General features: G+C 51.9%; 11 protein-coding genes. 4 read left to right on the forward strand and 7 right to left on the reverse strand.

Annotation, left to right across the window (positions count from 1 at the left end):
- Positions 1 to 71 precede the first annotated feature (71 nt).
- The 5 genes from helD to selD all read right to left on the reverse strand — a co-directional run bounded on the left by helD (position 72) and on the right by selD (position 7073).
- Positions 72 to 2405 (reverse strand): RNA polymerase recycling motor HelD, encoded by a 2334-nt coding sequence (helD, locus tag NST08_RS19480; RefSeq protein WP_341342184.1) that lies wholly within the window; start codon positions 2403 to 2405, stop codon positions 72 to 74.
- Positions 2406 to 2650: 245 nt separating this feature from the next.
- A complete protein-coding gene (locus tag NST08_RS19485) occupies positions 2651 to 3709 on the reverse strand; it encodes an FUSC family protein (RefSeq protein ID WP_007132147.1) in 1059 nt (352 codons plus the stop codon).
- A 147-nt stretch (positions 3710 to 3856) separates the two neighbouring features.
- Entirely contained in the window at positions 3857 to 4606 is a 750-nt protein-coding gene (locus NST08_RS19490) for a phosphatase PAP2 family protein (protein WP_341342185.1), read from the reverse strand.
- 313 nt (positions 4607 to 4919) lie between these two features.
- Positions 4920 to 5972, reverse strand: coding sequence for a tRNA 2-selenouridine(34) synthase MnmH (gene mnmH, locus NST08_RS19495; protein WP_144878612.1), 1053 nt, complete (start codon positions 5970 to 5972; stop codon positions 4920 to 4922).
- A 48-nt stretch (positions 5973 to 6020) separates the two neighbouring features.
- Positions 6021 to 7073 carry a selenide, water dikinase SelD gene (gene selD / locus NST08_RS19500; protein WP_341342186.1) on the reverse strand — a complete coding sequence of 351 codons (1053 nt, stop codon included), beginning with the start codon at positions 7071 to 7073 and terminating at the stop codon, positions 6021 to 6023.
- Between the two features lie 317 nt (positions 7074 to 7390).
- Between selD and NST08_RS19505 the strand changes: the two genes are divergently transcribed.
- Positions 7391 to 8461, forward strand: a complete 1071-nt coding sequence (locus NST08_RS19505; protein ID WP_341342187.1) for a permease — start codon at positions 7391 to 7393, stop codon at positions 8459 to 8461.
- A 129-nt stretch (positions 8462 to 8590) separates the two neighbouring features.
- Positions 8591 to 9748 carry a peptidylprolyl isomerase gene (locus tag NST08_RS19510; protein ID WP_210094713.1) on the forward strand — a complete coding sequence of 386 codons (1158 nt, stop codon included), beginning with the start codon at positions 8591 to 8593 and terminating at the stop codon, positions 9746 to 9748.
- Positions 9749 to 9942: 194 nt separating this feature from the next.
- Here NST08_RS19510 and tnpA read toward each other — a convergent pair whose 3' ends face one another.
- Complete coding sequence (tnpA, locus tag NST08_RS19515) at positions 9943 to 10416, reverse strand: IS200/IS605 family transposase (protein ID WP_213613863.1); 474 nt, start codon at positions 10414 to 10416, stop codon at positions 9943 to 9945.
- A gap of 271 nt (positions 10417 to 10687) precedes the next feature.
- On the opposite strand from tnpA, the gene NST08_RS19520 reads away from it, so the two are divergent.
- Entirely contained in the window at positions 10688 to 11035 is a 348-nt protein-coding gene (locus tag NST08_RS19520) for a hypothetical protein (protein ID WP_007132153.1), read from the forward strand.
- A 96-nt stretch (positions 11036 to 11131) separates the two neighbouring features.
- On the opposite strand, the gene NST08_RS19525 is transcribed toward NST08_RS19520, so the two are convergent.
- On the reverse strand, positions 11132 to 12067 hold the full coding sequence (locus NST08_RS19525; RefSeq protein ID WP_244869139.1) for a hypothetical protein: 936 nt from the start codon (positions 12065 to 12067) through the stop codon (positions 11132 to 11134).
- A 90-nt stretch (positions 12068 to 12157) separates the two neighbouring features.
- On the opposite strand from NST08_RS19525, the gene NST08_RS19530 reads away from it, so the two are divergent.
- The gene (locus NST08_RS19530) at positions 12158 to 12913 is read left to right on the forward strand and encodes a YwaF family protein (RefSeq protein WP_306436997.1); all 756 of its coding nucleotides are present in this window, start codon (positions 12158 to 12160) and stop codon (positions 12911 to 12913) included.
- The last annotated feature ends 50 nt before the right edge of the window (positions 12914 to 12963 follow it).

Here is a 12963-nt window from a genome sequence, read left to right on the forward strand (position 1 = left end):
AAAAAAAGAGGCTGACGGCCTAAACTGGCACATCAACCTCATTGCATTCCTAGCAGAGGATACCGCCTCTTCTAATTTGTTGAATCCGGAATAAAACGGCTTTTCTCGCCGACATGGTAAATGTGAAGCCGGTGCATGGCTCGCGTGCATGCCGTGTAGAACAGCTTCCGGTCACTTTCCCGGCGGTATACTTCCTCAGAACCGTTGTAGATGATCACCGCGTCAAATTCTACGCCTTTGGCCAGATACGCCGGAACCACAAGCGTTCCCTTCTCAAAGGCAGGCGTGTTCTTGGTGATAAGCCGAACCTGGACGCTCTCCGACAGCTGCCGGTGCACGCGCCGGCTCTCCTCATCCGTTCGGCAGATCACAGCGACATATTCATATCCTTGGGCATGAAGCTCGGCGATGTCTTGAATCACCGCCTGCTCAAGCGCTGCTTCATCCTTGACCGGGATGACCTGCGGTGCCTCGCCGCTTCGATTGAATGGAACGATCCGGTCTCCGCCGGGGATCATCTGCCGCGTAAATTCCACGATTTCATGCGTTGAACGATAGCTCTGAGTGAGGTTAATGACCTCGGTCTCTTCTTCACCGTACAGGCTGACCAGATTTTCCAAACTTCCTAGCGCCTCGCCATGCGCATAGATCGCCTGGTTCAAGTCCCCCAGCACCGTCATCTTCGCCCGCGGGAACAGCCGTTTCAGAAATTCCAGCTGAAAGGCGGAATAATCCTGAACCTCGTCGACAATGACATGCCGGATCGACGTGTTGGTCCGGAAGCCCTGAAGCAGCTCCTTCAGATAGAGGAACGGCGTAGCATCTTCATACATCAGCCGTTTCTCATGCAATGCCTGAACGGTGAGATTGCAGATCTGCTCCCAATACTTCGGCAAACAACCCGTGTTTCCGGCAGCCCGGCGGAATAATGCTTCGTCCTGGAACAGCTTACGGTACATACCCGATACATCGACGTATCGATACCGCTTGATCCAGCGCCGGATCGGCTTCAGGCTGTCGCTGACGACCATTTTGGCCAGAATATCCCGCTCTTTCTCGAAATCGTCAAAGGTCGTTTCCTTACGATTCTGCTTTCTCCGCATCGTCTGGTAAGCGCGTTGATAATCCTCCGAGTCGAGCAAATCGATTTTCTCCTCCACCCAAGGCGCACTTTTCTCTTGCTGGGCGAATTCGGACAATCGCTTCAGCAGCCATTCCTTCATGAGATCAATGCGGCCGGCCAGCTTAACGGCAGAGTCGTAGCTGTAAAACTGCGCCGCCATCTCATCGGAACTCACGATTACTTTGCCTTGGAACACCGCCGGCTTGAAGAGCATTCCTTCCTTCTCGAGCAATTCCTTATAACGCCGAATCGTATCCAGATATGCACCCGAGGACTTAAAGGCGATGCCTTCAAGCCTGGCTTTATACTCCGGCGAGTCTTCTTCATTTAGAAGGGTTTCCGTCTGGGTAAACACATCCTCCAAATCAAACTCCTTGCCCAGCCGAAACTCAAGATAAGACTGAAACGTCGTCTGCTGCATATTGTCCTCGCCCAGCTCGGGCAGAACGGTGGACACATAGCTGTTGAAGAGCGGGTTGGGCGAGAACAGGATCATCTGATCCGCCCGCAGCGTCTCCCGATATTTATACAATAGGTATGCGACCCGCTGCAGGGCAGCCGAGGTCTTTCCGCTGCCTGCAGCCCCTTGGACAATAAGCATGCGCGTTTTATCGTTGCGGATGACCGCATTTTGCTCTTTTTGAATCGTAGCGACAATGGATTTCATCCGATCATCCGCGCTATGGCTGAGCACCTGCTGGAGAAGCTCGTCGCCGATCGTCATGCCTGTATCGAACAGCACCTGGATCTTGGCGTCATGGATGACAAACTGACGTTTAAGCAGCATCTCTCCGGTCACCATGCCCGAAGGCGTCTCGTACTGGGCCGGTCCCGGCGCTCCGTCATAATAAAGACTGGAAATCGGTGCCCGCCAGTCATACACCAGGAAGGTCTCCATATCCTCGTCCATGAAGGAGCCTGTTCCCAAATAGATCGACTCCGTCTCCGGCCATCCGTCTTCCTGAAAATCAATCCGTCCGAAATAAGGGGAATCGACAAGCTTCCGGTATTTCTTGAGCAGCTTGCTTGATTGCAGATGGGCGCGTTCCCGTTCCGACAACACCTGGGATTGCTGTCTCAGGTTCGTTGACGTCTCGCCCAAATCATCGGGGTTGCTGAAGTTCACGGTTACCTCGTCCCAGAAATCCTTCCGCATTTCGATGACTTCTTCGCGTATCCCTCCGACATCTGCTTCCAACTCCGAAATCTTCCGTCCGATCTTGCCCGTAACTTCTGTAACTCGCCCTTGTTCATCTTGCCAATCCTGTTCGCTGATAGCCATTGCTCATCCCCCTAATCTACTGGTTGACAGCGTAAGAAATCTGTGATACAATATAATTGTCATATTATGACCATTTATGTCTTATTAATGACAGAACATTGCTTATTATAGCAGTGTGATGAAGTGGAATCAATATTATAATGAACATTAGGAGCCGGCTGCGAAGCCGGCTTTTTTGCTGCCTTCCATGATCTCTTCGTAACGTATAGGGTTCGGAGCGGGTTCAACGGAACCCGTTCGTCACCTTATTTTTTCAGCCACGAAAACAAAGGCTCCTCCTGCCCGTCATCCTCTACCACGCGTTCCACATGCTCCGCTACCCGGTTCAGACGATCAAGCTGGTACCCGTAATCGTACATTGCCGCGGCAACAACGGAAAGACGAAGCCCGCCGGGCTCTCCTCCAGGGCCGCACATGACGTGCGCCATAAATTCCTCATTGTTCTCAACCATCGTCTCGGCTTCATCCTCGTTCGGCTTCAGTTTGCCCTCAAATTTCCATAAGATGTGCTCATGGTACTTCATCAAGCGCTCCAAATTGGCATCGAACTGCTGGTCGATCTCCTCCGTACGCTCGGCTTGGAAATAATGGTTCTCAACCGCATCCAGCACTTCGAAGCCCTTGCGAAGCGATTGAAGCAGCTGCTTATATACCACAAGCTGTCTCGCCTGGCTGTATTTCGCACGCTTCAGCTTCTTCTGCTCCTCTTCAAACAAGTTGTATTTGTCGGATAACGATTTAATCGCAGACTCGAGTTCCTTCTTCTCCGCACGATACACCGAATCCTTCATTTCATGGGAAATCGCGGTGCGCAGCAGGAGCGACATTTTCCCGAATACCGTATGAATTCGCGTAATGTACTGCTCCTTCGGTTTGGGCGGAAAGACGAGAATGTTAATGAGGAAGGCAGATATAATTCCAATAAGCGTTAAAATGAACCGGTTCAAAGCAAAATCCCATTGACCGGATGCCTCCATGACCGAGATGACCGTAACCAATGTCAGTCCAATCGTCTCTCCCATCTTCAGCTTCATACAGATCATAATGACGACAATACAGATCAGGCCGACCGAGATCGGCTGATTGGACAGGAAATAGCCGCCAAGCATGGCCAGAATCGCTCCAAGCGTGCTTGTCTGCAGCTGATCCAGGAAGTATCTCCACGATCGGTAAATCGAAGGCTGCATGGCGAATATGGCGGCGATTGCGGCAACGACCGGCGATTTGAAATCCAGCAGCATCGCCATATACAACGCCAAGGTTACGGCGAGACCGGTTTTGAACATTCTTGCTCCGAATGCCATAGGCAGCCCTCCTTATCTGTTACATCATTAAACCTCACGCTACACCTATTAAACTCAGCAATGAACACAATGATACATACTCCTTCACAAGAACCGCTATGACTTGAATTACCTTTTTAGCATCCGATACGATGCGCGCGAGCGCTACTAGCCTGACCCGCGAATCATTCCGGCATCCTTTCGACGGAAGCGCTCCATGAACCTCTCATACTGCCCGACCGACAAGGCTAACCAGAAGCTCGCAGCCAAATACCCCCCAACGATATCGCTGGGATAGTGAACGCCAAGATAAACCCTGCTCAAGCCGATACTCCCGATCATAAGGATGGCAATAACGATCAGCACGATCCGGCCTTTTCCGGACTCAATATGCCTCCACAGCAAATAGGCCAAAACACCGTAGAACGAGAAGGCAACCATCGAATGACCGCTGGGAAAGCTGTAGCCGGTTACCTCAATCAATCGGTGGATATCCGGTCTCATCCGCTGGAACGCAAGCTTCAATAGAAGATTTAGAATCGAGGAGCCGGCAATGACTCCGATAAGCAGCAAAATCTCAGTTCGATGCTTGAGCAGTACATACTGTAAAGCGATCGCAATCAGGCACAAAACAATAATCGGATCTCTAGAGCCAATAAAAGAAAGCCAGACTGCGATATCCGTGATCCACGACTGTTCGAAGCTTTGAACATATCGACTAATCGCATGGTCCCAATCATCTATTCTCTTGTGCTTCACTAGAGCGGCCAATAGGACGAAAGCCAATAAAGTACTTAGCGATATGAAATCAATCCACCGCCTTCGCACCCTCAGCCGATTTAACTGTTCCTGCACAATGACGTTCTCCTTTTTATCGAATGGAATCGTATCCGAGACAAATGGGCGAATCAAGATCATACCATTTTCCTGCCATGAAGAAAAGGAGCTGTGGATCTGTTCTTCCCGATATTTTCATAGTCTTTGTCAAATCACGGCGGAATACACCCTTTAAAATAAACAATCGCCCTCCCTGAGTTGGATTACTTAAGCATCCGCTTCAGGCTAGGGCGATTGAAGTTGTGTTCTGTCATGAGAACAAAACACCAGGATCGCAAGTAAAAATTGGTCAACGCGGCGATCTTTTCCTATTCATCCAATGATTTGGATGATCGATTCGCCGCTGCTAACCGTTCCATTATCTGTCTAAGTGAGGGGGCGACCATGCGGAGCTCTAAGCACCGGTTTTTAGCTGTCCGCGCTTTGTCAGGATCTCCTTCACGGCATCTGCCGCTTCGTTTACGCTCCTTACCGAGACAGTAACCGGCTCACTGTCTTGATACTGGCTTGCAGTGTAGTTGTACTTCGGATCATAATAATGCTCCAGCAGCATCCGGATCCCTTCGGCGAAACGCCCTTCCTCCAGATGCTTTCCGATTTCGGCAGCGATCGGCGTATGGATCCGTCCCTTGATCAGACGATACGCTTCCAAATATTGCTGCTGATATTCCTCGGGGCGATAGTCCTCCATAATTTGGCGAATGCGCTCCTCCATCGGAAGTTCCAGTACTATCGCGACCCCTTTCTCCTTCATCTGCATAAGAAAATCGGGAACGACAATCTTGCCGATCCGCTTGCTCTCCGCTTCAAACACAATATACGGGGCATGCTCCAGCTGTTTCAACCGCTCGAACAGCTTGGCGTCAAACGACTTCTGATTGCTTGCATTAAGGCCGATGTGGCCGAAGATCGAGCCGCGGTGCCCGGCCAGCCCCTCCAGATCGAGCACCGGGTAGCCTTCCTCCTGCAGCTGTTTGAGCACCGCTGTCTTACCGGTTCCCGTCAGGCCATGCAGCACGAAGGATTCGTCAGGGAGCTTCAGGCGCTCCATCGTATCCAGCACATACTTACGGTATGCCTTGATTCCGCCCGAAATCCGGCTGACATGGATATCCATCAGGGAAAGCACGGTCGCTGCGGTTCGGCTGCGCATGCCTCCGCGCCAGCAATATACCGCTTTATCCCCCTCGATTTCTTTAAACTGCTTCACGAATGCGGGCAGCTTGGCGGACATGATCGCCAGCCCGCGCTCCTTCGCCGCATCAACCCCGACCTGCTTGTACAGCGTTCCGATTTCAGCCCGCTCCTCGTCATTGAATACCGGGATATTCAGGCTGCCGGGAATGGTCGCATCCGCATATTCCGAAGGGGAACGGACATCGATCAATGTCAGCTTCTTATTCCGCTGAAGTTCCATAAGTTCTTCTACCGTGATGTCTTGAAACATGTCTGTTCGCTCCTTATATCGATTCGCCTGCAAGCGGTCCTTGCTTGCTTACCATTCAACCGAGATCCGTCCGCCATGCTCGGAAACGACCTCTCCGATCCGGCCGGCCTCTAATCCCGCAGCCTGCAGCTCTTGAAGAAGCGCGTCCGCCTGGGAGCCCTCCACCGCAATCAAAAGGCCTCCAGATGTGACGGCATCACTCAGAATCCACTTATCGTATTGGTCCATTCCGTCCGGAAAATCAACGGAGTCCTTCACATGGTCGAAGTTGTTCTTCGTTCCTCCCGGAATGACGCCGAGTTCGGCAAGCTCCCTTACCCGTTCCAATACCGGCACAGCGGATTTGATAATCCGGATTCCCGCTCCGCTTCCCTTCGCCATTTCAAGCGTATGACCGAGGAGACCGAAGCCGGTAACGTCCGTGCACGCATGCACTTGATAAGGCTCCATGATTTCAGCGGCGGTTTTATTTAAAGCAGCCATAACTGCCGTGACACGGCGGATCTCATCATCGCTTAACAAATCCTTCTTCATGGAGCTGGACATAATGCCGACGCCGATCGGCTTGGTCAAGATCAGGGCATTGCCCGGCTTAGCGCCGGCGTTTGTTCTGATCTTATCCGGATGAACAGTCCCTGTAACGGCCAAGCCGAATTTCGGCTCCTTGTCGTCGATCGAATGACCGCCGACCAGCGTAACGCCCGCTTCTTTCAGCTTATCGCCCGCACCGCGGAGGATGTCGGCCAGTACCTGCTTGTCCAGCGTCGAAATCGGAAATGCCACAATATTCAGCGCCGTCAGCGGCTTGCCGCCCATCGCGTAAATGTCGCTGATTGCATTGGCTGCGGCCACTTGCCCGAAATCGTAAGGATCATCAACGATAGGCGTAAAGAAATCGACCGTCTGCACCATGGCGAGGTCATCCGTAAGACGATAGACGCCGGCATCATCGCTCGTATCCAGCCCGACGAGCAAATTCGGATTCGGCTCCGCCTGGGGCAGCTTGCGTATGACCTGCGCCAAGTCGGCCGGGCCGATCTTGCAGCCGCAGCCGCCTTTGGAGGAATAAGAGGTTAGCTTTATTTTGTCGGATTGACTCATTTCTAGGACTTCCCTTCATTATATATATTACGGCGGTTACCCCCGTTAGGGATTCAACATGCAACAACCCCGGATATGAGGTGCCGGTGAAACACAGCTCAAGGACTCCGGGGAAAAACAATTTCGTTTATTACGCTACGCATTTACCTCAGGATTTGCAAAACCCTCCTTTCTATTATAAAAAATCAACCGCAGGAAGTCTAATCCTGGTTCGCGTATCTGATTCCCTGGTAAAATAGTTGCTTATGCTTGATTTATGGTATAATAATGGATTGGAATATGTTTATCATCCCAGATATATCGGAGGAATCTCGACTATGACTCACACCAATGATGGCCGAATGCCGCTTCATCATACAGACCGCAGAAAAACCTTATGGTTTATCATCCTGTTTATCATGATCGCGGCGGCAGGATTGACATATGTAAAATGGTGGCCGTATTACAATAAAGCCCTTAAAGCGATCGTAGATCACAGTATCGGCTCATCCATCCTGAACTTTCAACCGGATAACACCTTGCCGTCTTGGCAAGCGGCCTGGGACTATGCCGTCACCTACTTTAAAGCCGTATGGAAAGCCGCCGTGCTCGGCATTTTGCTGGGAAGCCTCGTGCAATCTCTGCTCCCGCAAGGCTGGCTTCTGCGCGTGCTGGGCAAATCCAGCTTCGGCAGCACAGCAATCGGAGGCCTGGCATCCATACCGGGCATGATGTGCTCCTGCTGCGCGGCTCCAATCGCGGTCGGCTTGCGTAAGAAAAAGGTATCCGTTGGCTCGGCCCTCGCCTTCTGGATCGGCAATCCGACCATTAACCCGGCTACACTCGTATTCATGACCTTTGTGCTGTCCTGGAAATTCACGCTGCTGCGGCTTGTGTTCGGGATCCTTCTGACCTTTGGTGTCAGCTACCTGGCCAACCGGATCTCGAAGGAAGCAGCTCCCGTAGAGATCGATGCCGCGGAGCAGCCTGACGAGATCGACCCTCGTCCGCTGTGGAAACGCTGGATGTCGAGCATCGCCGACATGGTCATCCGGGTCGTTCCCTCGTACTTCATTGCCGTGCTGCTGCTCGGAGCGCTGCAGGTGTGGATGTTCCCTCAGCTCGGTGAAGCCGCCGGCGGCGGCATATTGGCGATCATGTTCTTCGCCGTGATGGGCATGCTCTTCGTCATCCCGACGGCAGCGGAGATCCCGATCATCCAAGCCTTCATGGCGGCTGGACTTGGAGCGGGGCCTGCGGCGGCTCTTCTCTTGACGCTGCCGGCGATCAGTCTGCCGTCCTTGTTTATGGTAAGACGATCCTTCCCCCGCAAGGTGCTCTGGTTCGTGGCGGGCTCCGTCGTGCTCCTGGGCATAGTCTGCGGATTGGCGGGCAAGCTGTTCCTATAGTTTAGGGGGCATTCCATCCCTGATTTCATATTTTTTATTTTTTCTTAAGGTAAAGCCCGGACATATCTGGTACAGTGGTTACAGAATGATCCAACATATTATTTGGAATCGAAGGGAGTCAATTACTGAATGAAAGATAATGATTTGCAGCCAAATCTTCCGGGAGAGCCCGATGAGAAAAGCGGACAAGCCGAGGAGAATATTCAGCAAGAGAGCCATTCCGGGGAGGATTTCCGCGACTCGGGCAGCTTGGATTTGTCCAAAGAGGATGACAAGGTTGGACTGATGATCCCGGATGATCAGCCTTCGCAAGAGGAAGCAGCCCCTTCCGGCGGCGGCGGAAACGGCAGCAAAGGATGGATGATCGCCTCCCTCGTACTCGCGGCGGCACTGATTGTCGTCCTTATCGTGCCACCGTTTGCCAAAGGATCCGGCAACGAAGCAGTAGCGAATGTCAACGGTGTCAGCATTACGAAGGATCGGTTGTACGATGCGCTGGTGCAAGCCGGAGGACCACAAACGCTTGACGGCATTATCCGAGATGAGCTGATTGATCAGGAGATGAACAAGAAGTCCCTCACCGTAACCGACGAAGAGGTAACGGCCGAGGTTGCCGCCCTCAAGGCAAGCTACCCATCGGAGGACCAGTTCAACATGGCGCTCATGCAGGCCGGCATGACGGAAGAGGATCTAAGCAAGCAAATGCGTGAGCAAGTGAAGCTCAAGAAGCTGCTTGGCGACAAAGTCAAAGTTACCGATGATGAAGTGAAGGAAATTTTTGAGCAGAACAAGGAAAGCTTCGCTACGCCTGAACAGGTGCGGGCTTCCCACATTCTGGTCGAAACGAAGGAAGAAGCCGACAAGATTTACAAGGAGCTGCAGGAAGGCGCAGACTTCGCTGCGATCGCCAAGGAGAAGAACCAGGATGCAACGAAGGATACTGGCGGCGACCTGGACTTCTTCGGACGCGGCGAGATGGACCCTGCCTTTGAGGAAGCGGCATTCAAGCTGAAGAAGGGCGAGATCAGCCTGCCGGTTAGGAGCTCCTTCGGTTACCATATCATTAAGCTGACCGACCGCAAGGAAGCAACCAACCCGACCTTCGAGGAGAAGAAGGAAGAAATCCGCGGCCAGATGGTCAACCAAAAGGTGTATCAGGAGTCCCCGGCTTATATCCAGGAGCTTAAGGACAAAGCGAAAATCACCAACACGCTCGATAAAAGCTCTGCAGATGCCGAAGGCAAGGATACAGCAGCCGATGACACAGCAGCAACGCCGGCTAAATAACACCAATAAAAGTCTTATCAGGAGGATTGCCCAAGCTAGGCCATCCCCTGCAAATCAGAACCACCCGTCAAACGGGTGGTTTGCTCTTGGGGTATAACCCCTTGTTGCCAAACTGCGCCTAAAGACGCTAGCCTGACAATAAAATTGTTCAGGCTCAGTGTAATTTGTCACTTTCACTTACCAGTTAAACTGGTTTACTTCTTCTTGCTACTGTTTTTGCTGAATGGGTCTTCATACTCTTTCACACTCAGTTTATCAATTGCCTGGTCGTGTGCTTCTTGCTCACGGATATATTTGGCCACGGTGGCTTCATTCAAGCCCACTGTGCTGACGTAGTATCCCTCCGCCCAAAATTTTCGATTACCATATTTATACTTCAAGGTAGCGTGCTTCTCGAATATCATGAGTGAGCTTTTCCCCTTCAGGTATCCCATAAATGATGATACTGAGATTTTGGGGGGAATTGCTACCAACATATGTACATGATCGGGCATCATGTGGCCTTCGATTATCTCCACTCCCTTGTATTTGCATAATCGTTTGAAAATTTCGATTAAGTCTTTCCTCACTTGATTATAAATCTCTTTCCGTCTATACTTCGGGGTGAACACAATGTGGTACTTGCACATCCACTTCGTGTGAGCTAAACTATAGCTCTTGTTTGCCATCTAAGACCATTCCTTTCATTATTGAGCCTGAACATCTCAATTTTATCGGAATGGTCTTGTTGGTCAAACCCTCGATCCCTCCACCCGCATAGCGGGTGGTTTTTTGTTTCGCACGCTTCGCGAGCTCAACTGGCTAAAGCCATAATAAAACCCTGTACCGAACGGTACAGGGTTTTTTAGCGGCATTTCGAAAAAGTTCTTTAATCCCAGAATAAAACATGATAAAATGTAAGCGTTATCAATAGTTGATCAAGGAAAAGGGGGAAGCAGAATGACGAAGCGCGTATCGGAATCCCGCAACATGTATGAGGACTTCGTGGTGGAGACAGACATTCTGTTCTTTAAAACCGGATCGCACGGTTTGGTCAGCTTTCACGGCAGGAACTATAATATAAAAAAGAGAATGACTGCCGACAACATCAATTCCCTGGTCTCGGGCAAACAATTCTACTATGTCGGAGGCAACTGTTACGTCAATATCGACAAGGTGACGGACGTCGAGCAAGGCATCGTATACTTCGGGGAGAAGGCTCCCTCCGCCAAGCATCTTCGAATCCCGAGATGGAAGCAGGAGCCGCTCAAGCGGCTGGTCGCCGAAGCGAGACAGCCGGTCCTGTAAGACGACGAGCTTACGCTCCTGTCCTACGCGCAAAGCACCCGCCTTCCTGTTATAGGAAAGCGGGTGCTTTTGTGCTATTAGGACCGCCGATTCATGTTACAGCTTCAGCTTTTTCAAATTGACGATGTAGAGGTTTTTCAAGGGCAGCGCCCCGTTCCGATACTTCCTCGCCCCGGACTCGAACAGGACATACAGATCGTTGCCGCGGAGCGCGATATTCTCGGACATCGGCGGCATCGCCAGCGGTGTCGCCGCCGGCTTGCCCGAGGTCCCGCGGGTATAAATCAGGAGCGTGCTTGCGTTGTTGCGGCCGCATGACTGGCTGTACAGCACCCGCGATTTGGTCACCACCGCTCCCTGCACCCTGTCCGGTGTCGTCCAGGTGTAAGATGGCTTGCGGCCAGGCGGCAACAGATCGCTGCCAGTCAGCTTATACCCCCGCAGCTTGCCCTTTGGTCCCGGGGCGCACTGCTTCTTCCCGATATCTTCTCCGTCCATATATTCGCCTACCCACAGAACCCCATCAGCATAGGTTGCATAGGAGGCTTTATGTCCGAGCGAATATTTCCTCATGACGATATTGCTGTAATCCTTCTTGCTGCTGAGCGTGCTTAGCGGAATGCGGTAGACATTTTTACCCGATGCGATCCACAGATGCTTCTTGCTTACCGCAAGTCCGCCAACATGTCCGGTATGCTTCTTGCCTCCGCTCTCATATAAATAAAGCGTCTTGATCCGTTTATTCGTTTTGCTGTTTGTGATCGAGATGGAGCTGGCTTGATTTTTGTTTTTGTTGCCCCAGTAATGGGATATGATAATCCAGTTTTTGCTTGGCACGAGCGCCAGCCCCTGAGGCACCCACTCCTTGTTTCCGCTCAGCCCCGGGGTCGGCGCTCCCTTTCTGCTGACATCGAAAAACTTCTTGTATTTGGAGGCCGCATCAGCTTTCCCGGATGCCGTAAGCCCGCTCATCCCGAGCAGCAGCACCGCGCATAACATCGTGAGTGTAAACCGCTTTATCGCTCGAAGCATGGTCATCCAACACCAGCCTTTCTTTCAAAATGTAAGGATGATAATATTTAGATACTACGTTTTCGGAAAGGATGTTATGTCATCGAAACGATCTTTGATCCGGACGTCTCACAATCCTTTGCCGCCTTCTCCCCCTGGCACTTCGTCGCTATCGGGATGCTGGCCGGCCTCGGACTGCTGCTGTTTCTGTTCCGGTACAGGATTCGAAGCCGTCCTTGGCTTCGGCAAGGGGTACGGATCGGCCTGTTGGCTGCATTGGTATTGCCTGAAGCAGCCCTTCATGTTTGGTACGGCGTCACCGGGATATGGGATCCGGCCACGTCCCTGCCGCTTGAGCTCTGCAGCCTTACATTATTTCTATCAGCTGCAGTGCTGCTAACGGATTCGGCAAAGCTGTATCCGCTCGTCTATTTTGCAGGCATCGGCGGGGCGCTTCAGGCCATTCTGACGCCCAATCTCGATTATCCATTCCCGCATTTCCGCTTCTTTCATTTCTTTATCGTCCATATAGCCATTATCTTAACGGCACTGTATATGACTTGGATTCGCGGATACCGTCCGACCTGGAAATCGATCGGCCACACCATGCTGTTCCTGAACGCCGCTGCACTTGTGGTCGGACTGGCAAATGCAGCGCTGGGGTCCAACTACATGTTTTTGATGCATAAGCCGAATACCCCTTCCCTGCTTGATCTCCTAGGGCCGCATCCCTATTACATTCTCGCAGAGGAGCTCATTGCGCTGTGCCTGTTTGTCGTCATGCATATTGCGTTCTTTGCCATTCCGGAGCGCGTGCGGAAAAGACGGAGCCAGGCTAACCCATCCTCTTTCAGCTTGAAAGGGTAGCCTCAAGCGGTGACGCTGCTGCTGCCCGACGATTATCGCGGGACTCGGAC

The sequence above is a fragment of the Paenibacillus sp. FSL K6-1566 genome (assembly GCF_038050475.1).
GTDB classification, from domain to species: Bacteria; Bacillota; Bacilli; order Paenibacillales; family Paenibacillaceae; genus Paenibacillus_AQ; species Paenibacillus_AQ lactis.

What these genes read in the sequence shown, in the direction of transcription:
- mnmH (WP_144878612.1), bottom strand. Translation starts at nt 5,972, where the DNA reads ATGTTTCAAGACATCACGGTAGAAGAACTTATGGAACTTCAGCGGAAT.
- NST08_RS19525 (WP_244869139.1), bottom strand. Translation starts at nt 12,067, where the DNA reads ATGCTTCGAGCGATAAAGCGGTTTACACTCACGATGTTATGCGCGGTG.
- NST08_RS19490 (WP_341342185.1), bottom strand. Translation starts at nt 4,606, where the DNA reads ATGATCTTGATTCGCCCATTTGTCTCGGATACGATTCCATTCGATAAA.
- NST08_RS19510 (WP_210094713.1), top strand. Translation starts at nt 8,591, where the DNA reads ATGAAAGATAATGATTTGCAGCCAAATCTTCCGGGAGAGCCCGATGAG.
- NST08_RS19485 (WP_007132147.1), bottom strand. Translation starts at nt 3,709, where the DNA reads ATGGCATTCGGAGCAAGAATGTTCAAAACCGGTCTCGCCGTAACCTTG.
- selD (WP_341342186.1), bottom strand. Translation starts at nt 7,073, where the DNA reads ATGAGTCAATCCGACAAAATAAAGCTAACCTCTTATTCCTCCAAAGGC.
- NST08_RS19505 (WP_341342187.1), top strand. Translation starts at nt 7,391, where the DNA reads ATGACTCACACCAATGATGGCCGAATGCCGCTTCATCATACAGACCGC.
- NST08_RS19520 (WP_007132153.1), top strand. Translation starts at nt 10,688, where the DNA reads ATGACGAAGCGCGTATCGGAATCCCGCAACATGTATGAGGACTTCGTG.
- helD (WP_341342184.1), bottom strand. Translation starts at nt 2,405, where the DNA reads ATGGCTATCAGCGAACAGGATTGGCAAGATGAACAAGGGCGAGTTACA.
- tnpA (WP_213613863.1), bottom strand. Translation starts at nt 10,416, where the DNA reads ATGGCAAACAAGAGCTATAGTTTAGCTCACACGAAGTGGATGTGCAAG.